The following is a 24,709-nucleotide window of genomic DNA, read 5'->3' on the forward strand; positions in this document are numbered from 1 at the left end:
ATATTGGAGTATAATAATGTAAAAACATTAGGACCATTGTCTTTAGGTGACAAGTTATGGGCTTCGTTTTTCCAAGGAATTACCCCCCGTACAGCAGGATTTAATACGATTGATTATGGAGGAATGGGAGAGCCAACCATATTGTTTACGATGATTTTAATGTTTATCGGTGCAGGAAGTGTTTCGACAGGTGGGGGAATTAAGTTAACAACATTTGTTATTTTAATTACATCAGTTCTTTCCTTTTTTAGAAAAAAGGAAGACTTTGTTTTATTTCATCGTACAATCAAAATGTCAACGGTAACAAGAGCATTAGCGATTGTGGTAGCTAGCCAAATTCTTATTTTTACAGCAGTATTTTTATTAATGCTTACAGAAAACTTTAGTTTTATTCAGCTATTATTTGAAACAATTTCAGCATTCGGTACGGTTGGATTGACGATGGGAATTACGGCTAAGTTATCAGCAATTGGAAAATGTATCATTATGTTTGTTATGTTTTGTGGACTAATCGGCCCGTTAACATTGGTGTTTTCTTTAGCGCGACCAGCAAAACAAAAAATTCGATATCCATCAGAAGATGTTTTCACAGGATAAGGTATCTCGCAAAAAGCGAGATACCTTTTTTCTTTAAAAAAGCGAGAAAAATAAACCGATGATCGCAGCGCGGAATATAATAGCAACAACTGCAGCAATGCCGCCTACAATAGCAGCGATGCTGCCAGTTACAGTAGCGCCACGATTATAAGCATAAATACCGAGTAAAACAGAAACAATGCCGAAGAGTGTTGGAAATGTAAAGAGTGATAATATAGCAAGTGCAAGAGCGATAAATCCTGCTGTGGATCCTGCTGTTTTTGATTTCACATCGTCCTTATCATCATAGTTGACTCGCTGAGGTGCAACTTCTGCTGCGTACTCTTCTTTATAATCGCCTTCGACTTTATGGTTGTCATCAAATTTATCAGTCAAGGTAATAGCTCCTTTCATAACAAGGTTCATTAAGTAGTATGTATATCTTTTTCTTTTTTATTCCGCCATTCATAGGTAGCAATATCCATAAAAAAGTGAGCTGAAGTAAAGAGTTTATAGAGAAACTGTTTGCAAAAGAAGAATGAAGGGAAATTCTCCTTAATGCCTAAGAGGGGAAGGTGGGATATAAAAGTATTTTTTTCTTGGATTGTAAAACTTGGTATGAGTTCCTCTATTTTGGAAAGTATAAAAAAGAATGATAAGGAAAGGGTGGTTGAAATGATGGAACATCCAATTGAAAATTTAATGAAAACGGCAATGACAAATTTAAAAGAGATGGTAGATGTAAACACAATTGTTGGAAGTCCGGTTTCGACAGCGGATGGAAATGTTGTTTTAACTGTTTCAAAAGTAGCTTTTGGTTTTGGAGCAGGGGGAAGTGATTTTATAGGAGAAATGTCTAACGGAAAAAAACATACAGGACAAGGCCAGCAAAAAGAAGTGAAACAAGAGCATCCGTTCGGAGGCGGAAGTGGTGCGGGAGTTTCAATTAACCCAGTAGCTTTTTTAGTAGTGGGATCTGGTGGTGTACAAGTGCTGCATTTACATAGTGGTACACATTTGATTGAAAAAGCTTTGAATATGGTACCAAATACTGTCGGTAAGTTTGTAAATGGTTATTAAAGAACCAACTTGCATTTTTTAGGAATTATGATATATTAGAAAAAGTGTGCTTAGGAACGATAAATATAATTGAAATGTAAATATATATGATTTATGAAATAAGGGAGAGGAAGTTATGATTAACATCAAGAATTTGGCTGTCGGCTTATGTATGTTAGTAAGCGGATTTGTTGTTTATGTAGTAAAAGAAAAAGCGCCATTTTAAAAACAGACAGGTCATAACGTCTGTTTTTGTTTTGTCAAAATAAATATTGACGTATTTGTTATTACATGTTAAAATTTGATTTCGTGTCTCGGTTACAGCTAGTATATATTGGATATTACTTATAAATACGACATGAAAAGTTTGCGGAAGATCGGGTAATTTTATCAACAACTTTTGTGAACAGACCCTAAAAATTGTATTTATAAGCTTATACACATACTAGTGGATTAAGGAGCGGTCAGAGGAACCGTATTGATGAGAGAGAGGTAGGGCTTTCATCCAGTATATGTTACTTTCCCGTTAAGTGAATATAAAAAAAGAGAAGCCTCCTTTTCATAAGGAGGCTTCTCTTTTTAGATAAGGCAAACATAATAGACTCGTTATTTTTTACAGTCTGCTTTCAACTTTCTGACAAATTTCATCTGTTGTTAAGCCACTCGCCTTAATCACAGAACCTTTTATAGATACATCGCTGATTCCCATTACATTAGAATCTTGCCCGGTTACGACGCAACAGTCGCATCCTTGTACGTCATTTTCGGAGCGTAGTGTAATTACTTCATATCCTTTTTGTTCTAAAGCTTGTTGAACATCTGTTAAAGAATCTTCCACACCAATTTTCGCCATAAATTTCACCTCCTACCATCTCTAGTAATATGCTCAAATTTTTAGCAGATATTTATATATTTGAGAAAAAGATGATAGGAAGATATAAATTCAAGGCAGGATTGCTGTTGTATTAGTCGTTATACACACCAGTGAGCATTTGACTTACAAATTGATCATTCAATTGATCTTGAGTAGAGTAATTACTGGATTGAACATCAATTGAGGCGATAAAGTTATTATGCTGTTTTTCATTGGGTTCTACCTCTACATAATTATTGAATTTACAGAATCCCTTTGTATCCATTAAGTCAAATAGTTGCAGCATCTCCACTACTTCTTGTCTCGTTCCTTTAATTTGTACACACGCCATATTATTTTCCTCCCTCATTTGACAAATTGTTTTTTTAAAATAGGATTATGACAACTACGTAAAAAATATGATTGTTATTTTTAGACAATATTGTTTTACTTATTTTCCCCCTTTTTCATCAAAAGTCGTTGTATATTCCCGAATATATGAAATGGGACGTTCGTTTATTGAATACAATAGATTCGCAATATTTGACAGAACTCCTTCTTTTAAACAAATATTTTTTAGAACGAAAAATGACGAAAAAAATTTTTTGACATTTTGTAAACGTTAACAATGTTGATAAATCAATACAATGAAAGATGTGCGTATGATTAAAAATTATAAATTTTCTAAAAATTATCTTGATTTATTTGAAAAGGAGAGTAAACTAGGAAACAATAAAAAATTCATAGAACATAGGAGGCGCTTTAAGTGAACGAGCAATGGATTTTCTTAAATGGAGCATTTGTGCCAAAAGATGAAGCTAAAGTTTCGGTATATGATCATGGTTACTTATATGGAGATGGGGTGTTTGAAGGAATTCGTGTTTATAGCGGAAATGTTTTCCGTCTTAAAGAACATCTTGTCCGTTTATATGAATCAGCAAAATCCATTATGTTAGAAATTCCATATACGTTAGAAGAAGTAACTAGTATTGTTGTTGAAACCATTCGTCAAAATAAGCTATCTAACGGATATATCCGTTTAGTCGTATCAAGAGGTGTAGGAAACCTTGGGTTAGATCCTGACTCTTGTTCGAAACCGAATGTAGTTGTAATCGCAGAGCAGTTATCTCTATTCCCGCCAGAATATTATGAAAAAGGAATCCCGGTTGTAACAGTTGCGACACGTCGTAATCGACCAGATGTATTAACTCCGCAAGTGAAGTCCTTAAATTATTTAAATAATATTTTAGTTCGAATTGAAGCGAAACTTGCTGGTGTACAAGAAGCGCTTATGTTAAATGAACAAGGCTATGTGGCTGAAGGGTCTGGCGATAATGTGTTTATTATAAAAGGAAATAAATTAATAACACCGCCAAGCTCTGCTGGGGCATTAGAAGGTATTACAAGAAATGCTATTTTAGAAATTGGCGAAAAACTTGGGTATGACGTAAGAGAAGAATTATTTACAAGACACGATGTATATGTAGCTGATGAGGTGTTTTTAACAGGAACTGCGGCTGAAGTAATTGCAGTAACAACAGTTGATGGAAGAACAATTGGTTCAGGAAAAACGGGCCTGCATACAAATCGCTTATTGGAAGAGTTTCGTAAGTTAGTTGTAGAAGATGGCGAGAAAATTTATGAAGAAAATAAAGTTGGATAATAAAAGTATAACGAACCATAAAGAATCGTTCGTTGTTATGAAATGATAAAGCATTGATAGGGAGGAGTAGTTGATTGTGAAGCCTCACAGAGAGTCGGTGGTTGCTGAAAACCGATGGTTCACGTCAACGAACATCGCCCTTGAGTGCTAAGCTGAAGCGTTTGTCTAGGCTTAGACGGTAGCTCCGTTATTAGCTAGACTCATCCCTGAGTCACTGAGGCAAGATGTATTCTTGCGAAGAAGGGTGGTACCACGAAATCTTTCGTCCCTTCAGCACATAGCTGGAGTGTGGACGTAGGATTTTTTTATTGTAAAAAACAATTTTAAAGGAGGTTCGTAAGAGAAATGTCTTTAAAAACGGAGGAGAAAATGGCAACTGGTGCACAGCTGTTGTTAGAAGCGCTAGGAAGGGAAGAGGTTGAAGTTATTTTTGGTTATCCAGGTGGTGCAGTTCTGCCGCTTTATGATGCAATTTATGATTGTGAGATTCCGCATATTTTAACAAGGCACGAACAAGGTGCAATTCACGCAGCTGAGGGATATGCACGAATTACAGGGAAACCGGGTGTTGTCATTGCAACAAGTGGTCCAGGTGCGACAAATGTTATCACTGGTCTTGCGGATGCGATGATCGATTCATTACCGCTTGTTGTTTTCACAGGGCAAGTCGCTACGACTTTAATCGGAAGTGATGCTTTTCAAGAAGCGGATATTATGGGGCTTACTATGCCGGTGACAAAACATAATTATCAGGTGCGAAGGGCATCTGATTTACCACGGATTATTAAAGAAGCATTTCATATTGCAAAAACAGGGCGGCCGGGCCCAGTCGTTATTGATCTTCCAAAAAATATGGTAGTAGAACAAGGAGAGCGATGTAGCAACCCACAAATGGATTTACCGGGGTATCAGCCAAATTATGAACCGAATCCATTACAAGTTAGCAAATTATTACAAGCAATTGCAAATGCAAACAAACCGCTCATTTTGGCTGGCGCTGGTGTATTACATGCGAAAGCTACACAAGAATTAACTGATTTTGCGCGAATGCACAGTATACCTGTTGTTCATACACTCCTTGGATTAGGAGGGTTTCCACCAGATGATGAATTGTTTCTAGGAATGGGAGGAATGCATGGTTCATATACAGCAAACATGGCTTTATATGAGTGTGATTTACTTATCAATATTGGTGCAAGATTTGATGACCGTCTTACAGGGAATTTAGCATATTTTGCGAAAGAAGCTGTTGTTGCACATATTGATATTGATCCAGCAGAAATTGGGAAAAATGTTCCGACAGCAATTCCAATTGTGGCGAGTGCAAAGCAGGCACTAGAAGCGTTGTTAGATTCTAAAGAGAGAAAAGAAAATCATCAAGAATGGCTTTCACTTTTAAAAAGTAGAAAAGAACAATATCCGTTTTTTTATAAACAAGATTCAGAAAAAATTAAACCGCAAGCAGCAATTGATATGTTATATGAAATTACAAAAGGGAAAGCAATTATTACAACTGATGTTGGTCAGCATCAAATGTGGGCTGCGCAATACTATCCGCTGAAATCTCCAGATAAGTGGGTGACATCAGGAGGACTTGGTACGATGGGATTTGGGTTTCCAGCAGCAATCGGTGCGCAAATTGCTAAGCCAGAAGAATTGGTAGTAGCAATTGTTGGGGATGCTGGTTTTCAAATGACATTACAAGAACTGAGTGTATTGAAGGAACACTCTTTACCGGTTAAAGTTTTGATTTTAAATAATGAAGCTTTAGGAATGGTAAGACAGTGGCAAGATGAGTTTTATAATCAAAGATATTCTCACTCATTACTTTCTTGTCAGCCAGACTTCGTAGCACTTGCTCATGCATATGGCATAAAAGGGGTAAGAATTGAAAACCCATTACTTGCAAAGAAGGAGTTACAAGCAGCAATTGAATTGCAAGAACCTGTAGTAATTGATTGCCGGGTACTTCAGTCTGAAAAAGTTATGCCGATGGTTGCTCCTGGAAAAGGTGTTCATCAAATGGAGGGGGTGGAAAAGAGATGAAAAGGATTGTTACAGCAAACGTTCGAAACCAGAGTGGCGTATTGAATCGAATTACAGGTGTCATGACGCGAAGACATTTTAATATTGAAAGTATCTCAGTTGGCCATACAGAATCATCTGATATTTCAAGGATGACATTTGTCGTACATGTTGAGAATGAACAACAAGTTGAACAGTTAATTAAACAGCTTCATAAACAAATTGATGTACTCAAAGTGTCTGATATTACAGAAGAAGCTATGATTGCAAGAGAACTCGCTCTTATTAAAGTAGCAACATCAAGTGTATCAAGAGCGGAATTATACAGTTTAATTGAACCATTCCGAGCCACTGTAATAGATGTTGGTAAGGATTCCATAGTTGTGCAAGTAACAGGTACGCAAGAAAAAGTAGAGGCTTTAATTGAACTACTGCGACCATATGGTTTAAAAGAAATTGCAAGAACAGGTGTTACTGCTTTTACGCGTAGTATGAAAAAACAAGATAAACAAATTATGTTAATTCATTAATCATTTAAATATAGGGGGAAAAGAAAATGACAAAAGTTTATTATGAAAAAGATGTAGCGGTAAATGTATTAAAGGGAAAGAAAGTAGCAATTGTTGGATATGGATCACAGGGGCATGCTCATGCACAAAACTTACGTGATAACGGTTTTGATGTGGTAGTTGGACTAAGGAGAGGAAAGTCATGGGAAAAAGCGAAAGAAGATGGTTTTTCCGTATATTCAGTGGCAGAGGCGACAAAGTTTGCTGATGTAGTCATGATTCTTCTACCTGATGAACTACAACCGGAAGTATATGAAGCGGAAATTGAACCGAATTTACAAGCTGGAAATTCACTGGTGTTTGCACATGGATTTAATGTTCATTTTAATCAAATTGCACCACCAGAAGATGTAGATGTATTTCTAGTAGCGCCGAAAGGACCAGGGCATTTAGTACGTCGTACTTTTGCTGAGGGCGGAGCAGTTCCAGCGTTATTTGCTGTATATCAAGACGCAACTGGAACAGCAACTGAAAAAGCGCTATCTTATGCCGATGGGATTGGAGCAACGAGAGCGGGAGTTTTAGAAACAACATTTAAAGAAGAAACGGAAACGGATTTGTTTGGAGAGCAAGCTGTTCTTTGCGGAGGAGTTACGGCACTTGTAAAAGCAGGATTTGAAACATTAGTCGATGCTGGTTATCAGCCGGAACTTGCCTATTTTGAATGTTTACATGAACTAAAGCTTATTGTTGATCTTATGTATGAAGGTGGACTTGAAAATATGAGATATTCTGTTTCTGATACAGCGCAGTGGGGAGATTTTGTATCAGGACCGCGTGTTGTAACAGAGCATACGAAGAAAGCAATGGAGGAAGTATTAAAGGAAATCCAAGATGGTACATTTGCAAGAGGATGGATTGCGGAGCATAAAGCAGGAAGACCGCATTTCCATGCGACAAATGCACAGGAAAATGAACACCAAATTGAAGTTGTTGGACGTAAATTACGTGAGATGATGCCGTTTGTACAACCGAAAGTAAAAACGGGGGTTAAATAATATGAAGCAGATTTTGTTCATGGATACGACGCTTCGTGACGGCGAACAATCACCCGGAGTCAATTTAAATGAACAAGAAAAGTTACAGATTGCTAGGCAGTTAGAAAAACTAGGAATAAATGTAATGGAAGCGGGGTTTGCAGCAGCTTCTGAAGGAGATTTTCGCTCTGTAAAACGCATCGCTGCAACCATTCAAAATGCTTCTATTATGAGTCTAGCCAGGGCAAAAGAAAGTGATATTCGTAAGGCATATGAAGCGGTAAAAGGTGCGGTGTACCCACGTCTACATGTCTTCTTGGCAACGAGTGATATTCATATGAAATATAAGCTTTGTATGTCAAAAGAAGATGTATTAGATAATATTCGTCGTTCTGTTATGTTAGGAAAATCGTTGTTTCCTACAGTGCAGTTTTCTGCAGAAGATGCAACGAGAACAGTAAAGCCTTTTTTAGCTGAAGCTGTAGAAGTTGCTATTCGTGCAGGAGCAGATGTCATTAATATTCCTGATACAGTGGGTTATACAAATCCAGAAGAATATTATTCTCTTTTTAAATATCTACAAGAGTCTGTTCCTTCCTACGAAAAAGCAATTTTCTCTTGTCATTGTCACGATGATCTTGGCATGGCAGTGGCAAATTCATTAGCCGCTATTGAAGGAGGAGCACTGCAAGTAGAGGGGACGATTAATGGGATTGGAGAGCGTGCAGGGAATGCCGCTCTAGAAGAAGTAGCAGTAGCTTTGCATATTCGAAGAGATTATTATGAAGCGCAGTCTTCTATGACATTGAAAGAGATTAAAGCAACAAGTACATTAGTTAGTCGTTTAACTGGAATGGTTGTACCGAAAAATAAAGCGATTGTTGGAGCGAATGCATTTGCTCATGAATCGGGAATTCATCAAGATGGTGTTTTAAAAGAAGTAACAACATATGAAATTATTGAACCAGAACTTATCGGAGAATCACAAAATCTATTTGTTCTTGGAAAACATTCTGGTCGTCATGCATTTACTGAAAAAATGAAAGAACTAGGTTATGAATTTACTGAAGAAGAGCGGGATATAGCATTTAGGGCATTTAAAAGGCTGGCAGATCGTAAAAAAGAGATTACAGAAGAAGATTTACGTGCACTTATGCTTGGAGAAGCGGCATTCTCAACACAGCAGTATACGATTAAACAATTGCAGGTACATTTTGTATCAAACAGTACACAATGTGCAACAGTTGTACTAAAAGATGAGAAAGATAACGTGTATGAGGATGCAGCAACTGGTGCAGGTAGTATTGAAGCAATTTATAATGCAATTCAAAGAATCATAGGAATTGAGTGTGAGTTAGCTGATTATCGCATCCAATCTATTACGCAGGGTCAAGATGCACTTGCTCATGTTCATGTGGAACTAAAAGAAGGATCTCATCAAGTTTCGGGATTTGGTGTTGCGCAAGATGTATTAGAAGCATCAGCTAGAGCTTATGTACATGCTGCTGGAAAATTAAAGGCATTGTTAACGCTTGTAAAGTAACGATTTGATAAGTGAGGGAGGAATTCCCTTACTTATCAAATTTATATTCTGAAAATTCAAATAAATAAAAAGGGGTGTTTATAACATGGAAAAACGTATCGTTTGTTTAGCAGGTGACGGTGTTGGACCGGAAATTATGGAGAGTGCTAAAGAAGTATTACACATGATCGAAAGGTTATATGGCCATCGCTTTTATTTACAGGATGAACAGTTTGGCGGGGCGGCCATTGATTCGTTTGGGCAACCGTTACCACCGAGAACACTTGCAGCATGTTTAGCAAGTGATGCAGTGTTACTCGGCTCAGTTGGTGGACCTAGGTGGGATGAAGCGAAAGAACGACCAGAAAAAGGATTACTTGCTCTTCGAAAAGGACTTGGGGTATTTGCAAATGTTCGGCCTGTTGCTGTAGATGAGGCAACTTCGCACTTATCTCCATTAAAGGCGGCAGATGAAGTTGATTTTGTTGTCGTTCGTGAACTAACAGGTGGGATTTATTTTTCTTTCCCAAAAGAAAGATCAGAAGAAGCAGCAACAGATACACTAACTTATCATCGTCATGAAATTGAACGTATTGTTTCTTATGCTTTTCAACTTGCAAGTAAACGGCGTAAAAAAGTTACTTCGATCGATAAAGCAAATGTTTTAGAGTCAAGTAAACTATGGAGATCTGTTACAGAAGAAGTAGCCCTTCGTTATCCAGAGGTGGAGCTCGAGCATGTTTTAGTAGATGCAGCGGCGATGGAGTTGATTCGTAATCCAGGCCGGTTTGATGTCATTGTAACCGAAAATTTATTTGGTGATATTTTGAGTGATGAAGCTTCTGTATTAGCAGGATCATTAGGAATGCTTCCATCGGCAAGTCATGCGGAGAATGGTCCGTCATTGTATGAACCAATTCACGGATCAGCACCAGATATTGCAGGGAAAAATAAAGTAAATCCAATCGCAATGATGCGTTCGGTCGCGATGATGCTTGGACAGTCATTTGAATTAACAAGAGAAGGAGAGGCGATTGAATATGCGATTACTGCAGTTCTTCAATCAGGGAAATATACAGCGGATATAGGTGGAAATGAAACAACAACTTCGTTTACAAAGGCTGTACTTCAAGAAATGGAAGAACAAGCGCTAGTTGGGAGAGGGAGATAATGGGGAAAAGATTACTAGATAAGTTGTGGGAAAGACACGTTGTTGCGACAAATGAAAATGGATTAGATTTATTATATATTGATCTCCATCTCGTACATGAAGTAACATCACCGCAAGCTTTTGAAGGATTACGGCTTGCCAATCGAACTGTTAGAAGGGCGGATTTAACATTTGCAACAATGGATCATAATATTCCAACAAAGGATGTTTGGAACATTACAGATCGCATTGCGAAGCAACAATTAGATACACTTCGTAATAATTGTAAACAATTTAATGTTCCATTAGCGGATATTGGTGATGAAGCGCAAGGTATTGTTCACGTTATTGGTCCAGAGCTCGGACTGACGCAGCCAGGAAAGACAATTGTATGTGGTGATAGTCATACGGCAACTCACGGAGCGTTTGGAGCGTTAGCGTTTGGAATAGGTACAAGTGAGGTGGAACATGTACTAGCTACTCAAACATTGTGGCAACGAAAACCAAAAGCAATGGGAATTGAATTAAAAGGAAAATTGCCAAAAGGAGTATATGCAAAAGACATTATTTTGCACCTTCTTGCTACATATGGGATAGCGGTTGGAACCGGATATGTCATGGAGTTTTACGGAGAAGCAATTGCAGATATGGAAATGGAAGAACGGATGACACTTTGTAATATGGCAATTGAAGGTGGAGCAAAGGCAGGGATTATTGCACCAGATAAAAAAACATTTGCTTATGTAAAAGGACGTGTGCATGCGCCGAAAGAGTTTGAATTTGCAGTAGCAAAGTGGAGTGAACTTTATACAGATTCAGATGCAATTTATGATATGTGTTTTTCGATAGATGTTACAAAACTAGCACCTTATGTAACGTGGGGAACGAATCCGAGTATGGGGATTCGTATTGATGAACAGTTACCAGAACAAAATGATAAAAATGATGAAAGAGCGTTTGCGTATATGGGGCTTAAACCAGGACAAAGTGCATTTGAAATTCCAATTAGGCACGTTTTTATTGGTTCTTGTACCAATTCTCGTTTATCAGACTTAGAAATTGCCGCAGCTGTTGTAAAAGGAAAAAAAGTAAAAGAAGGGGTGCGAGCGCTTGTTGTGCCAGGATCAAGGCAAGTGAGGGAAGCAGCGATGAAAAAAGGTCTGCATCGTATATTTGAAGAAGCTGGATTTGAATGGAGAGAACCTGGATGTTCTATGTGTCTTGGAATGAATCCAGACCAAGTGCCTGAAGGAGAACATTGTGCATCCACTTCTAATCGTAACTTTGAAGGAAGACAAGGAAAAGGGGCCAGAACACATCTTGTAAGTCCAGCGATGGCAGCTGCATCCGCATTATATGGTCATTTCGTTGATGTAAGAAAGGAGAGTTATGATGGAGCCATTTCGTATTCATAAAGGTACTGTTGCTGTATTAATGAATGATAACATTGACACAGATCAAATCATTCCAAAACAATATTTAAAGAGGATAGAAAGAACAGGGTTTGGACAGTTTTTATTTGATGAATGGCGCTATAACAATGAGCGTCAAGAAAATCTCGATTTTCCACTAAATGCACCAGAGCGAAAAGGAGCTAGCATACTGGTTACGGGGGATAATTTTGGTTGTGGCTCTTCAAGAGAACATGCGCCATGGGCACTTGCTGATTATGGCTTCCGGGTCATTATTGCAGGAGGGTTTGCGGATATTTTTTATATGAATTGTATGAAGAATGGTATGCTCCCAATTGTTATGGGAAAAGAAATGCGTGAAGAGCTTGCATCCATTGATCCGAGAGCTGTAATAGAAGTTGATCTCGAGAACGAGATCATTATAACACCAGAGAATCGTTTTTATTTTACAATTGAGAATATGTGGAAAGAAAAATTATTAAAAGGTTTAGATGAGATTGGAATTACGATGCAATATGAACAACAAATTCAAGAATACGAACAAAAAATAGCTCACTATATTTTTTAGTGAGCTATAATTAAAAAATAAATACAAAGTTAGAATTGTGTTTACTTTCTGAATTTATTGTTATATACTATGTGAAAACAAGAGGAGAAAGGGAGTAAGGATAATGATTACAGTACAATCTATGCTTACACAACTACATCATCATACATAAAACCCTTGAACCTAGCGTGAACAACGTGTAGGCACAAGGGTTATTCCCGTTGTACCTACACTCTATAAAAGAGCCTTGTAGGTATTTTTTCTACAAGGCTCTTTTTATGTTGTTCCTGATTGTTATGGTGGGCATACATTAGAAAGGAAAGGGAGTGTGGAGTTGTATGACGAAATGGAAACGAGCAAATCCAAATGGAACAAGGGATTATGTATTTGAAGAATGTACATTGATTGAAGAAGCTGAACAAAAGTTAAGACGTACTTTTTTAGAAAGAGGATATGAGGAGATTAGAACGCCTACAATTGAATTTTATGATGTGTTTTCATTTCAAAACCGTCCGATAGATGAGGAGAAAATGTATAAATTTTTTGATCAGCAAGGACGTATTATCGTTTTGCGTCCGGATATGACGATTCCTTTAGCGAGGGTAATAGGAATGCATGGTGGAGATTCTCCTGTGAAAGTAACATATAGCGGGAATGTGTTTCGAGCAAATGAATCACTTTCTGGAAAATATAATGAGATCATTCAAACGGGGATTGAAATTATTGGAATTGATAATATACGGGCTGAAATAGAATGTGTTGTAAGTGTGATTCAAGCACTTCAAGGGGTAGGTGTACATTCTTTTACAATTGAATTAGGTCAAGTTCAGTTATATAAGTGCATTGTCAAAAAACTTTCGCTTAAGGAAGAAGAAGAAATGTTATTACGCACGTATATCGAAAGTAAAAACTATGCAGCGTTATCAAGTTTTTTACAAGATAAAAATTTAGATAGAAGTGACGAAACAGTACGGTTACTTGAGAGGTTACCAAGATTATTTGGAAAGCTGGAGGTAATTGAGGAGGCAGAAAAACTTGCTTCTAATGATGAAATGAGGCAAGCAATTGCACGGATAAAAGAAATTTATCAAACGATCGAGAAGTTAGGCTATGGATCATATATATCAATTGATTTAGGGATGATTCAACATTTGCATTATTATACAGGGGTTATTTTTAAGGGGTATATATATGAGGTTGGAGAAGAAATTGTTAGTGGGGGAAGATATGATGAATTAATTGGGAATTTTGGCGAGTCTAGGCCAGCTGTTGGATTAGCTATACAAGTAAATCAAATTGTTAGGGCACTGCAAGAACAACAAGAATCATTCAAGCGAAAGCATCTAGACGTGATGATCCATTATACATTGGAACGATTAGCAGAAGCGGAAAGACTATGTAATTTACTTCAAAAAGACGGGTGGAAAGTGGAATTATCTTTATTTGATAGTTTGCAAGACACCTTTCAATTTGCAAGAAAGAATGGAATTACAACCGTGATTGAAGTGGCAGGAGAATCATTAGTGGAATATGTTTGGAAAGAAAAATGGATGATGCAGAAAGAAGGGGAAACTTCATGCGTAACATTCAAATTGCGTTAACAAAGGGACGATTGGAGAAGCATGTCATTCCGCTTTTCGAGAAAATCGGGATTGATTGTTCGGAAATTATGGATAAAGGAAGAAAACTTGTGTTCCAAAGTGCGAATACCAATATTTCATTTATTCTAGTTAAAGCGGTTGATGTTGCAACTTACGTAGAACACGGTGTTGCAGATATAGGTGTTGTTGGAAAAGATATTTTAATGGAATATGAGAAAGATATATATGAAATGGTAGATTTGAAGGTAGGATGTTGTAAGTTTTGTATTGCATCAATTCCGACATATAATCGGGAAGGTTATCGGAAAAAGAGAATTGCTACAAAGTATCCGCATATTACTTCTAAGTATTTTCGTGATAGGGGTGAAGATGTAGAAATTATAAAAATAGAAGGTTCTGTAGAAATTGCCCCGCTCCTTGGGCTAGCAGATGCAATAGTTGATATTGTGGAAACTGGAAAAACATTGCAAGAAAATGGCTTAATTGTATTTGAAGAAATGTGCTCGATATCTGCTCGGATGATTGTAAATAAAGCTGCTTTAAAAACTAAAAAAGACGAAATATTCAGTATTATAAATAGAATGGAGTGTATCATTGCTGAAGGAAAATAAAGGAGGAGCATAATGGAGATTATGTATGAAGATTTTACAGAAGCATTATCTAGAATCAAGTTGCTAAGAGAGCACGCTAATATAATAGAAGAAACTGTTCAATTACGTGTAAGAGAAATTGTTCAAAAAGTGAGAGAAAGAAGAGATGAAGCACTATTTTCTTATACAAAATCATTCGATGGTATTGAGATAGAAGAGTTTCGTGTGACAAACGAAGAAATAGAAAATGCAAGTAAAGATGTATCGGCTGTATTTCTAGAGGCGTTACAAGAAGCAAAAAAAAATATCATATCATACCATGAAAAACAAACAAGGCAGTCTATTTTTGATTGTGAAAAAGAAGGAATCATTCGCGGGCAGCTCATTCGGCCGCTAGAAACAGTTGGTGTATATGTACCAGGAGGAACAGCATCGTATCCCTCATCGGTACTCATGAATGTATTGCCAGCTAAAATTGCAGGTGTTCAGAAAGTGATAATGGTAACACCACCAGGAAGGAGCGGGATAGATCCTCATATTTTAGTAGCTGCACAACTTGCTGGTGTCGATGAAATTTATACAGTAGGTGGCGCACAAGCAATTGCAGCTTTAGCATATGGAACAGAATCGATTCCTAAAGTGGATAAGATTGTTGGGCCAGGAAATGTATATGTTGCTCTTGCAAAGCGAGAAGTATACGGGATAGTGAATATTGACATGATTGCTGGTCCATCAGAAATTGTGGTAATCGCAGATGAAACAGGGAACGCCTCATTTATTGCAGCTGATTTATTATCACAAGCGGAACATGATATAAGAGCAACTGCGATTTGTATTACAACAAATGCAGTGCTGGCAAAAGAAATAGAAAGAGAAATAGAAGTACAGCTTGCTACATTGCCAAGGAGTGAAATTGCTCGTGAATCCATTAAACGAAATGGAGCAATCTTTGTTGTACCTTCGTTAGAAGATGCATTTCAATTATCGAATGAAATAGCGCCGGAGCATTTAGAATTACATATAAATGATCCGATAAATGCCTTAGCTTATGTGCAACATGCAGGTTCTATCTTCATTGGTCCATATGCACCAGAGCCACTTGGAGATTATTTTGCAGGGCCGAATCATGTATTGCCGACGAGTGGAACAGCACGTTTCTTTTCACCGTTATCAGTGGATGATTTTGTGAAAAAATCAAGTTTTGTCTCCTATACGAAAGAAGCTTTAAAAAGTGTAAAGCATCATATTATAAATCTTGCAGATAAAGAAGGATTACATGCGCATGCTAGAGCCATTCAAATTCGATTTGAGGAGGAAAAATAATGCGTCAGGCAAGTCAAGAGCGGGGAACGACAGAAACAAAAATTAAACTGAGTTTACAACTAGATGAAAGTACAAATGTCTCTATTCAAACGGGCGTCGGATTTTTTGATCATATGCTAACTTTATTTGCAAGACATGGTCGATTTGGATTGCAAATTGTAGCTGAGGGAGATGTATTTGTTGATGCTCATCATACTGTTGAAGATGTTGGAATTGTGCTTGGAAATTGCTTAAAAGAAGCATTGCAAAATAAAGAGGGGATTAACCGCTACGGTGCAGCATATGTACCAATGGATGAGTCATTAGGTTTTGTGGCAATTGATATAAGTGGGAGGTCTTATCTTGTATTTCAAGGTGAGCTGACAAATCCGAAATTAGGAGATTTTGATACGGAGTTAACAGAGGAGTTTTTTAGGGCGGTTGCTCATGCTGCAAATATTACCTTGCATGCACGTATCTTATATGGCAGTAATACACATCACAAAATTGAAGCGTTGTTTAAAGCGTTTGGGCGTGCGCTTCGAGAAGCTGTAGATAAAAATGAAAACATTGTTGGGGTAAACTCCACGAAAGGAATGTTGTAATTGATTGCAATTATAGATTATGGGATGGGGAATATTCGCAGCGTGGAACAAGCATTAACATGTATCGGAGCAGAATATACTGTGACGGATAATAAAAAGAAAATATTGGAAAGTGACGGTGTGATTCTACCAGGAGTAGGTGCTTTCCCAAAAGCGATGGAAGCTTTAGAGGAAAAAAATCTCGTTTTCGTACTGCAAGAGTTTGGGAAATCGGGAAAGCCGTTGCTTGGTATATGTTTAGGAATGCAACTTTTATTTGAGGAAAGCGAAGAAATCAGGAATTCGATAGGACTTGGTTTGTTGCCAGGTAGTATCCGAAAATTAAAAGTTTCTTATAAAATACCGCATATGGGCTGGAATCAATTAAAGAAAAAACGGGAAATCCCGTTGTGGAATGAAGTGGCAGACAATTCATTTGTATATTATGTTCACTCTTATTATGCAGATTGTCCAAGAGATCTTGTCTGCGGGAGTAGTAAATATGGAATTGAAATTCCAGGGTTTGTTGCAAAAGGGAATATATTCGGAGCGCAGTTTCATCCTGAAAAAAGTGGTGAAATTGGAATACAGATGCTAAGAAATTTTAAAGGAGTGGTAGAGTTATGGAAATCTTCCCAGCAATCGATTTAAAAGAAGGGCGATGTGTTCGACTTTATCAAGGAGAGTTTAACAAAGAAACAGTGATGAATGAAAATCCAGTTGACCAGGCAGCACGATTTGAAAAACTAGGAGCAAGAATGTTACACATTGTCGATTTAGATGGGGCGATCGCTGGGCAGTCGGTAAATTTGTCTGTCATTGCAGATATATGTAAGACCGTTCGTATTCCAGTGCAAGTTGGAGGGGGAGTAAGATCTCTTTCGGCAGTTGAAATGTTGTTGTCAGTAGGAGTAGAAAAAGTTATTTTAGGAACAGCGGCTTTGTATGACCGTTCATTTTTAGAAGAAGCAGTTCATTTATATAGAGAGAATATTATTGTTGGTATTGATGCAAAAAATGGCTATGTTGCAACGAGAGGCTGGCTTGATGTGTCTGAAATTTCTTACATTGAACTTGCGAAACAAATGGAGAGTGTAGGTGTACAAACGATTATCTTTACAGATATTTCGAAAGATGGGACACTTCTAGGACCGAATTTTGAACAATTACAGTTACTACAAGAAGCAGTGTCACTTCGTATTGTTGCTTCAGGCGGGGTGTCTTCACTGCAAGATGTGAAAAAGCTGAATGATATGAATGTATATGGTGTAATCATTGGGAAGGCGCTGTATAAAAAAGCAATTGATTTAGAAGAAGCGTTGCAGGTAACAAAGTTATGTTAGCAAAGCGAATTATTCCTTGTTTAGATGTAAAGGCTGGCCGGGTTGTAAAAGGTGTGAATTTTGTGGGGTTACAAGATGTCGGGGACCCTGTTGAAATAGCTGCTTTGTATAATCAAGCGGGGGCAGATGAAATTGTTTTTTTAGATATTACAGCGACGCATGAAGGTAGAAAAACGATTGTGAACGTTGTAGAGGAGACGGCATCAAAAGTATTTATTCCGCTTACAGTTGGGGGCGGTATTTCGACTGTTCAAGATATGTATAAATTGTTAAGAGCAGGTGCCGATAAAGTTTCGCTTAACTCAGCTGCGGTGCGAAATCCAAGGTTAATCGGGGAAGGTGCTGAACATTTTGGCTCACAATGTATTGTGGTAGCAATTGATGCAAGGCGAGTGAAAGAAAACAAGTGGAATGTATATGTAAATGGAGGTAGGGTTGATACAGGAATCGATGTGATAGAGTGGGCAAAGCGAGTTGTTCAGTTAGGCGCAGGTGAAATTTTGCTGACAAGCATGGATGCAGATGGAACGAAGGATGGTTATGATCTTCGTTTGACAGAAGTAATTTCCCAAAATGTCTCTGTACCAATCATTGCTTCGGGAGGATGTGGAAATGCTGAGCATATTGTAGAAGTGTTTCAAAAAACATCTGCAAATGCGGCCTTGGCAGCATCAATTTTTCATTACGGTGAATCTACTGTACAGGAAGTGAAGCAACAATTACGAAAGGCAAACATTGAGGTGAGATTATGAGACCTGATTTTTCCAAAGGATTGTTACCAGCTGTTGTGGTAGAAGAAGATACTAAAGTAATTTTAATGTTAGCTTATATGGATGAGGAAGCATATGAAAAGACGCTAGAAACAAAGAAGACATGGTTTTATTCCCGCTCAAGGCAATCGTTATGGAATAAAGGGGAAACATCTGGTCATGTTCAATACGTTCAATCTCTTTATTTAGATTGTGATCAAGATGCAATTGTAATTGTTGTAAAGCAAATAGGGCCAGCGTGTCATACAGGTGAGAAAACGTGTTTTCATCACAAAATTATATAGGGGGATTAGATGATGGAAGATGTATTAAAATCTTTGTTTGAAACAATCGGTGAGCGGAAAGTAAGTCCAGTGCCTGAATCATATACAAATTATTTATTTACAAAAGGCGAGGATAAAATTTTGAAGAAAATAGGAGAGGAATGTACAGAGGTTGTAATCGCTGCAAAAAATGATAATAAAGAAGAACTTGTAAAAGAAATGGTCGATGTCTTCTATCACTGCTTTGTTTTACTAGCCGCAAAAAATATTTCGTTAGAAGATGTGTTAAAAGAAGTGAAAGAAAGGGAAGGGAAGCTATCGAGAACAGGAGAGCGTAAGGAAATTGATACATTATAAGGAGGAGAGATGATGAAAGTGGATTATCACCTTCATTTGGAAGAAGGTCCATATTCAATAGGTTGGTTGGCGAGAATAAATGAAGCGTTAGAATATTATCAACCGCTTAAAGAAGAAAAACATTCGATTAAATGGCTTATGAAAACACAAGAGCGTTTGCAAAAGCGAGTGCAGGAAGGGCCGTTTACAGTGGAATGGCTTGATTTATATTTAGAAGAAGCATTGCGAAAAGGAATAAAAGAAGTTGGGATTGTTGATCATCTCTATCGCTTCTATGAAGCAAAGAAGTATTACGAAAAATACGTAGACATTAGTGAGTCAAAGCTAGGTCGTTTGCAAAAAGAATGGTTAGATCAAGTGCGAGTTGCATCGATTTATGAATTTACAAAGGTAATTCAAGAAGCGAAGGCGCGTTGGAAAAAGCGTGGTGTAGCGCTGCGGCTCGGAATCGAAGCAGATTACTTTATTGGTGGGGAACGAGAATTAGAAGAATTATTAGCATTAGGGGATTGGGATTATGTCATTGGATCTGTTCACTTTATAGATGGCTGGGGATTTGACAATCCAGATACGAAAGAATATTTTGAGAATCACAGCCTGCATACATTGTATGATACGTTTTTTGCAACCGTCGAAAAAGCTGTTCGTTCTAGCTTGTTTGATATTGTAGCACATCTCGATAATATAAAAGTATTTAATTATCGATTAGATGAAAATGAGCAGCTTCCATATTATAAAAAAATTGCAAGAGCGTTACTTGAAACAGATACAGCTACGGAAGTGAATGCAGGATTATATTATCGTTACCCTGTGCGTGAGATGTGTCCAAGTCCTCTTTATTTACAAGTTTTAGCGCAGCATCAAGTGCCGATTACTCTCTCGTCAGATGCTCATTATCCAAATGACTTAGGAAGATATATTGCGGAAAATGTGAAAGTATTACGTAATCATGGTATTTCTCATGTTGCTACATTTACGAAACGGGTAAGACAAATGCAGGTGCTTGAAGAGGAATCGGCAACTATTTCAAAGTAAAAGATGATTTTGTGATGAAAACCTTTCTTTTTGCTCAGAATAAGAAAGAATGATAAAGGAGGGTTTTAAATGGAAAAACAACAAAATAAGCAGAAAGCGAAAGTGACAACTCAAAGTTATGCTTCTCAAATGAACGAGGAAGTCGACTCTATTGTACAAGAGCAAATAAGTGATACAGTAGTAGAAGGTACGATTGATGCAAAACTTGAGAAACAATCGAATGAAGCGCAATAAATAAAGAGGAGAGAGATTTATCTCCTCTTTATTTATGGGAAGAAGTGTCGATTTTCAAAACTCTAATCAAATTACTTGGCTTTTTTGATATAGATTTTTTACAATAAAATATAAGGGAATTCTCATTTTTAAATAGAAGAGGTGCTTATAGTGGCGAAAATATTAGTAGCAGGAAAAATTCCAGAAATCGGATTACGGTTATTACAAAATCATGATGTAGAAATGTATGATAAAGAAGAATTAATTTGTGTAGAAGAATTGATAGAACGTGTAAAGGGAAAAGATGCACTGCTAAGTTTACTTTCTACTAAGGTAACAAAAGAGGTCATTGATGCAGCACCAGATTTAAAAATCGTTGCTAACTATGGTGCAGGCTACGATAACATTGATTACACATATGCAACAGAGAAGGGAATTGCTGTTACAAATACACCAAAAGTGTCCACAGAAGCAACAGCAGAATTAACATTTGCTCTTCTTTTAGCAGCGGCAAGAAGAATTCCAGAAGGGGATACTGTATGTCGGACGACCGGATTTAATGGGTGGGCACCGTTATTTTTCCTTGGACGAGAAGTATATGGGAAAACAATCGGAGTAATTGGCCTTGGAGAAATTGGAAAAGCAGTTGCAAAACGTGCAAAGGCATTTGGTATGAATATTATTTATACAGGGCCAAATCGCAAACAAGAAGCAGAGCAGGAGTTAGGAGCAACGTATGTAACGTTAGAAGAACTATTGCAAACAGCGGACTTTATTACAATTAACTGTGCATATAGCCCAAGCTTATATCATATGATTGATGAAGAACAATTTAAAATGATGAAGAAAACAGCTTATATCGTAAATGCAGCACGCGGTCCAATTATGAATGAGTTAGCGCTTGCTCGTGCGTTAGAAACCAATGAAATTGAAGGTGCAGCCCTTGATGTATTTGAATTTGAGCCGAAAATTACAGAGCAATTAAAAGGATTGAAAAACGTTGTTCTTACTCCTCATGTTGGTAATGCGACGTTTGAAACACGGGATGCGATGGCTGAAATGGCAGTGCGAAACATTTTAGCGGTACTAGAAGGAGAAGAACCGTTAACACCTGTAAATCCAAAAGTATTGGTAACAAAATAAGAAGAAGCCTTCCCTGCTTGGAAGGCTTCTTCTTATTTTTCTTTATTTGCTCGGTTTTTATGAGCCGGTCTTTGTCTAAGAAATTGAGATAGCATATACAAAATATAAAGAGGAATGGCAATGAATAGAAATACAGACATGTTACCAAAACTTGTTTTATACATTGTATAAATAATGCCAATTAAAAATAATGTAATAATGATACTATATCGTGGAATTGGCACATCTTTTAAACTTGGAATGCGAATGCGACTTACCATTAAAAATGCAAACGTTACAAATACTGTAATGAGAACAATTTTTGGGATGGTATGTGAGAACAATGTTAAGAAAGCAACAAGTCCTCCCGCTGCAGTAATAGGGACACCAGTGAAATACTTCATAGAAGTAGACGAAGGTGTAACATTAAATCGTGCTAAGCGATATGCTCCAAAAAGAGGGAATAGCCCTGCTATGTATAGTCCGATAATCCCATAATTTGAAAAAGATGTGTAGTACATTAAAACAGCCGGTGCAGCTCCAAATGTTACAACATCTGCTAGTGAATCAAGCTCTTTCCCCATTTGGGAATCAACACGTAGTAAACGAGCAACTCGACCATCAAGACTATCTAACATCATCCCGATTAGTACTAAAATAGCAGCTGATTTATAATATCCTAAAGATGCATAGCCGATTGACAAAAATCCGCTATATAAATTTCCGAGCGTAAATAAGTTTGGAATTGCTGCCCTATACAAATTCTGATCCCTTGCTTTCTGTAATAAATTCTTAATTAGTTTATGAAAGTTTACTTATTTTATCATACCATAAATTTCTTTCTCGTACGAAAAAAGTTCCCAATTTATGAAAGATTTCATGGAAGGCACCATTGAGAATGAAATCACTGGCTAAAATAATAAAAAAGGAGCAACTCCAAGTTGTTATCATGTGAAGTTGCTCCTTATATTATTCAAATTTGGTCATCATTGTTCCGGTTTTGTATTGATTGTTAGGATCGAATCGTAATAAATCTCCATAGATAAGCTTATCGGAGTAGTTCAATTCGGTCTTTGCTTTTTCAATATATGGCTGACATATCGCGGAATCAATCGGTTCACCTGTATTTTTTTGGTAACACATATTTTTTGTATAAATATACTCATTTGTTACGAAGCTACCGTCACGCATAACGATAAGTGGATCTTTTTCTTTTATAAATAAGTCAGTCCCAAACTCGATTGATTGATTCGTTTTAATACCAAGTAAATGAAGCAATGTCGGTTTAAGATCAATTTGTCCAGATACTTTAGAAATGACTTTCCCTTCTTGACCAGGCACATGAATAATAAGAGGGACGCGTTGCAGTTGCATAGAATCAAACGGTGTAATAGATTCTTTCCCAAGGAATTGAGCCATAGCTGCATTATGGTTTTCAGAAATTCCGTAATGATCTCCATAAATGACGATAACTGAATTATCGTATAACCCTTCTTCTTTTAATCGATTAATAAACAATTTAAGAGCTTCATCTGTGTAGCGGACTGTCGGGAAATAGCGATTTAAAACGCCGCTTTCAGAATTAAACTCGTCAATATATCGGTCCTCTGGGTTTAGAAGAAATGGGAAATGATTTGTTAATGTAATGAATTTTGTATAAAACGGTTGTGGTAAAGATTTTAATTTTGAAATAGATTGTTCAAAGAATTCTTTGTCTTTTAATCCCCAACCAACAGACATTTGTTCAGTACCTACATAATCATTTAAATTAAAGTAACGATCATATCCAAGTGCTGGATACATTACATCGCGATTCCAAAATTTCTTATCATTTGAATGGAAGACAGCAGAATAATATCCATATTTTTTTAATTGCTCAGGTGTTGCAGTGTACTCATTCTTTGCATGAGTAAAGAACACAGAACCACGATCTAATGGATAGAGTGAGTTTTCAACGATAAATTCAGCATCGGATGTTTTACCTTGTCCAGTTTGATGATAAAAGTTATCAAAGTAGTAACTATCTTTTATAAATTGGTTTAAAAATGGAGTAATTTCTTTTCCATTTATTGTTTTGTTAATGACAAAACTTTGTGTAGATTCCATTGAAATTAAAATTACATTTTTTCCTTTTGCAGCTCCAAATAAGTTTTTGTCAACTTGTTTATCTTTTGAATTCACGTAGTTTTTAATTTCCGAAAACTCATCTCCACTTGCGAATACACGCTCTGTAGAAGATTTAGACTGAAGTGCGATATCAAATAGATGATATGTGTATAAACCGAGATTTTTCACTACCGTTTGACGATCAAAAGAACGTGAAAACAGCTGTGGTTTATAAACCACAGAAACAATAATTTGTAGTGCTAATAGAGCGGTGACACCACTAAAAAAACTTCTTTTTTCAGATTTAGATAATGGTGTTGTATCACAAAAGTTTGGAAACTTACGTGAAATGAATATTAAGATAATGGCGTCTGCAAATAGAAGCAATGTTTTATACGTAAATAGTTCTTTAATACTTGTTCCTAAATCAGCCATGTTATTTGTTTGGAATAAAACAGGAAATGTGACAAAGTCATTATAAAACCCGTAAAACATTGCGTTCCCAAATAAAATAAATGACAGTATAAAGCTGATTCCAATAATAATTCGATTTCGATATTTTGATGCTAATAATGCTAGACCAAAAAATAAAAGCAAGGAAGCTAGCGGATTAAATAGCAACATAATTTCTTCGAAAAAGTTATCAATTTTAATATCGAAAGCTAGCTTGTATACAATATATGTTTTGATCCATAATAAAACGACTGCAATAAGTGCAAATCGTAATTTTGGAAATAAATGTTGTAGCATAATATACTCCTTTCCTACTATTATGACAGTTCTAGTGATTGCACTTTTATGAATAGAGGTTTCACTTTATATATACGAACAGCCTTATGTGATTATTATACTATGTGTACTATTATACGAGAACAAAACAGAATTGTGGACGCTTTTTGTAATAATCGAGTAGAAAAAGAGAAGTAGGAGACAATAAAGTGAAACTTGAATGAGCGGGGGCATCATCCACTCATTATTAGTCTTCACTAGTCGAGCTTTTGCGGACAGTTTATTTTTTATCTATATATACATCAATTAAAAAACCGACATCAAACCCCTCTTTTTAGGTG

At 36.9% G+C, this 24,709-nt stretch carries 28 protein-coding genes and 1 other annotated feature; of the genes, 23 read left to right on the forward strand and 5 right to left on the reverse strand.

The window, feature by feature from the left end:
- Nucleotides 1-597: potassium transporter TrkG (locus V7183_RS02665; protein WP_335358614.1), on the forward strand; the 597-nt coding region annotated here is incomplete at its 5' end.
- 33 nt (nt 598-630) lie between these two features.
- On the opposite strand, the gene V7183_RS02670 is transcribed toward V7183_RS02665, so the two are convergent.
- Entirely contained in the window at nt 631-990 is a 360-nt protein-coding gene (locus V7183_RS02670; protein ID WP_097897349.1) for an imidazole glycerol phosphate synthase, read from the reverse strand.
- Nucleotides 991-1,194: 204 nt separating this feature from the next.
- Here V7183_RS02670 and ytfJ point away from each other — a divergent pair, with 204 nt between their 5' ends.
- Nucleotides 1,195-1,656, forward strand: a complete 462-nt coding sequence (gene ytfJ / locus V7183_RS02675) for a GerW family sporulation protein (protein ID WP_097897348.1) — start codon at nt 1,195-1,197, stop codon at nt 1,654-1,656.
- A 115-nt stretch (nt 1,657-1,771) separates the two neighbouring features.
- Entirely contained in the window at nt 1,772-1,861 is a 90-nt protein-coding gene (locus tag V7183_RS02680; RefSeq protein WP_097897337.1) for a phosphoribosyl-ATP pyrophosphatase, read from the forward strand.
- 387 nt (nt 1,862-2,248) lie between these two features.
- On the opposite strand, the gene V7183_RS02685 is transcribed toward V7183_RS02680, so the two are convergent.
- Both V7183_RS02685 and V7183_RS02690 read right to left on the reverse strand, forming a co-directional pair.
- A complete protein-coding gene (locus V7183_RS02685; RefSeq protein ID WP_141523200.1) occupies nt 2,249-2,488 on the reverse strand; it encodes a YkuS family protein in 240 nt (79 codons plus the stop codon).
- A gap of 112 nt (nt 2,489-2,600) precedes the next feature.
- The gene (locus tag V7183_RS02690; RefSeq protein ID WP_097897335.1) at nt 2,601-2,840 is read right to left on the reverse strand and encodes a DUF3911 family protein; all 240 of its coding nucleotides are present in this window, start codon (nt 2,838-2,840) and stop codon (nt 2,601-2,603) included.
- A gap of 414 nt (nt 2,841-3,254) precedes the next feature.
- Here V7183_RS02690 and ilvE point away from each other — a divergent pair, with 414 nt between their 5' ends.
- The 20 genes from ilvE (at nt 3,255) to V7183_RS02790 (ending at nt 21,554) form a co-directional block, all read left to right on the forward strand.
- The gene (ilvE, locus tag V7183_RS02695) at nt 3,255-4,151 is read left to right on the forward strand and encodes a branched-chain-amino-acid transaminase (RefSeq protein ID WP_335358615.1); all 897 of its coding nucleotides are present in this window, start codon (nt 3,255-3,257) and stop codon (nt 4,149-4,151) included.
- Between the two features lie 44 nt (nt 4,152-4,195).
- Nucleotides 4,196-4,424: a binding site (T-box leader), on the forward strand.
- A 72-nt stretch (nt 4,425-4,496) separates the two neighbouring features.
- Nucleotides 4,497-6,197, forward strand: coding sequence for an acetolactate synthase large subunit (ilvB, locus tag V7183_RS02700; protein WP_335358616.1), 1,701 nt, complete (start codon nt 4,497-4,499; stop codon nt 6,195-6,197).
- Complete coding sequence (gene ilvN, locus V7183_RS02705; RefSeq protein ID WP_335358617.1) at nt 6,194-6,706, forward strand: acetolactate synthase small subunit; 513 nt, start codon at nt 6,194-6,196, stop codon at nt 6,704-6,706. Before ilvB ends, ilvN begins: the two co-directional genes overlap by 4 nt.
- Before the next feature lie 26 nt (nt 6,707-6,732).
- Entirely contained in the window at nt 6,733-7,743 is a 1,011-nt protein-coding gene (ilvC, locus tag V7183_RS02710) for a ketol-acid reductoisomerase (RefSeq protein WP_335358618.1), read from the forward strand.
- A 1-nt stretch (nt 7,744) separates the two neighbouring features.
- Nucleotides 7,745-9,265, forward strand: coding sequence for a 2-isopropylmalate synthase (locus V7183_RS02715; protein WP_335358619.1), 1,521 nt, complete (start codon nt 7,745-7,747; stop codon nt 9,263-9,265).
- An 85-nt stretch (nt 9,266-9,350) separates the two neighbouring features.
- On the forward strand, nt 9,351-10,415 hold the full coding sequence (gene leuB / locus V7183_RS02720; protein WP_097897328.1) for a 3-isopropylmalate dehydrogenase: 1,065 nt from the start codon (nt 9,351-9,353) through the stop codon (nt 10,413-10,415).
- A complete protein-coding gene (gene leuC, locus V7183_RS02725) occupies nt 10,415-11,809 on the forward strand; it encodes a 3-isopropylmalate dehydratase large subunit (protein ID WP_335358620.1) in 1,395 nt (464 codons plus the stop codon). The genes leuB and leuC overlap by 1 nt, the downstream gene beginning before the upstream one ends.
- Nucleotides 11,787-12,374, forward strand: coding sequence for a 3-isopropylmalate dehydratase small subunit (gene leuD / locus V7183_RS02730; RefSeq protein WP_335358621.1), 588 nt, complete (start codon nt 11,787-11,789; stop codon nt 12,372-12,374). Before leuC ends, leuD begins: the two co-directional genes overlap by 23 nt.
- 317 nt (nt 12,375-12,691) lie before the next feature.
- The gene (locus tag V7183_RS02735; RefSeq protein WP_335358622.1) at nt 12,692-13,954 is read left to right on the forward strand and encodes an ATP phosphoribosyltransferase regulatory subunit; all 1,263 of its coding nucleotides are present in this window, start codon (nt 12,692-12,694) and stop codon (nt 13,952-13,954) included.
- Nucleotides 13,930-14,565, forward strand: coding sequence for an ATP phosphoribosyltransferase (gene hisG, locus V7183_RS02740; RefSeq protein ID WP_097897324.1), 636 nt, complete (start codon nt 13,930-13,932; stop codon nt 14,563-14,565). The genes V7183_RS02735 and hisG overlap by 25 nt, the downstream gene beginning before the upstream one ends.
- 12 nt (nt 14,566-14,577) lie before the next feature.
- Complete coding sequence (gene hisD, locus V7183_RS02745) at nt 14,578-15,867, forward strand: histidinol dehydrogenase (RefSeq protein ID WP_335358623.1); 1,290 nt, start codon at nt 14,578-14,580, stop codon at nt 15,865-15,867.
- A complete protein-coding gene (gene hisB, locus V7183_RS02750; RefSeq protein WP_097897322.1) occupies nt 15,867-16,451 on the forward strand; it encodes an imidazoleglycerol-phosphate dehydratase HisB in 585 nt (194 codons plus the stop codon). The genes hisD and hisB overlap by 1 nt, the downstream gene beginning before the upstream one ends.
- Nucleotides 16,452-17,081 carry an imidazole glycerol phosphate synthase subunit HisH gene (gene hisH / locus V7183_RS02755; RefSeq protein ID WP_335358624.1) on the forward strand — a complete coding sequence of 210 codons (630 nt, stop codon included), beginning with the start codon at nt 16,452-16,454 and terminating at the stop codon, nt 17,079-17,081.
- On the forward strand, nt 17,054-17,773 hold the full coding sequence (gene hisA / locus V7183_RS02760) for a 1-(5-phosphoribosyl)-5-[(5-phosphoribosylamino)methylideneamino]imidazole-4-carboxamide isomerase (protein WP_335358625.1): 720 nt from the start codon (nt 17,054-17,056) through the stop codon (nt 17,771-17,773). Before hisH ends, hisA begins: the two co-directional genes overlap by 28 nt.
- Nucleotides 17,767-18,525, forward strand: a complete 759-nt coding sequence (gene hisF, locus V7183_RS02765) for an imidazole glycerol phosphate synthase subunit HisF (protein ID WP_335358626.1) — start codon at nt 17,767-17,769, stop codon at nt 18,523-18,525. The genes hisA and hisF overlap by 7 nt, the downstream gene beginning before the upstream one ends.
- Complete coding sequence (gene hisI, locus V7183_RS02770; protein ID WP_097897318.1) at nt 18,522-18,827, forward strand: phosphoribosyl-AMP cyclohydrolase; 306 nt, start codon at nt 18,522-18,524, stop codon at nt 18,825-18,827. The genes hisF and hisI overlap by 4 nt, the downstream gene beginning before the upstream one ends.
- A 12-nt stretch (nt 18,828-18,839) precedes the next feature.
- Entirely contained in the window at nt 18,840-19,163 is a 324-nt protein-coding gene (gene hisE / locus V7183_RS02775; RefSeq protein WP_097897317.1) for a phosphoribosyl-ATP diphosphatase, read from the forward strand.
- A 12-nt stretch (nt 19,164-19,175) separates the two neighbouring features.
- Nucleotides 19,176-20,198, forward strand: coding sequence for a histidinol phosphate phosphatase domain-containing protein (locus V7183_RS02780; RefSeq protein WP_097897316.1), 1,023 nt, complete (start codon nt 19,176-19,178; stop codon nt 20,196-20,198).
- A 69-nt stretch (nt 20,199-20,267) separates the two neighbouring features.
- The gene (locus V7183_RS02785) at nt 20,268-20,432 is read left to right on the forward strand and encodes a DUF4025 domain-containing protein (RefSeq protein WP_097897315.1); all 165 of its coding nucleotides are present in this window, start codon (nt 20,268-20,270) and stop codon (nt 20,430-20,432) included.
- 150 nt (nt 20,433-20,582) lie between these two features.
- Nucleotides 20,583-21,554 carry a 2-hydroxyacid dehydrogenase family protein gene (locus V7183_RS02790; protein WP_335358627.1) on the forward strand — a complete coding sequence of 324 codons (972 nt, stop codon included), beginning with the start codon at nt 20,583-20,585 and terminating at the stop codon, nt 21,552-21,554.
- Between the two features lie 32 nt (nt 21,555-21,586).
- Here V7183_RS02790 and pssA read toward each other — a convergent pair whose 3' ends face one another.
- Entirely contained in the window at nt 21,587-22,294 is a 708-nt protein-coding gene (gene pssA / locus V7183_RS02795; RefSeq protein WP_097897313.1) for a CDP-diacylglycerol--serine O-phosphatidyltransferase, read from the reverse strand.
- A 208-nt stretch (nt 22,295-22,502) separates the two neighbouring features.
- Nucleotides 22,503-24,389: an LTA synthase family protein gene (locus V7183_RS02800; RefSeq protein ID WP_097897312.1), complete on the reverse strand. Its 1,887-nt coding sequence runs from the start codon at nt 24,387-24,389 to the stop codon at nt 22,503-22,505.
- Between the last annotated feature and the right edge of the window lie 320 nt (nt 24,390-24,709).

This window comes from Bacillus sp. JJ1127, from assembly GCF_036965845.1.
Taxonomy (GTDB): Bacteria; Bacillota; Bacilli; order Bacillales; family Bacillaceae_G; genus Bacillus_A.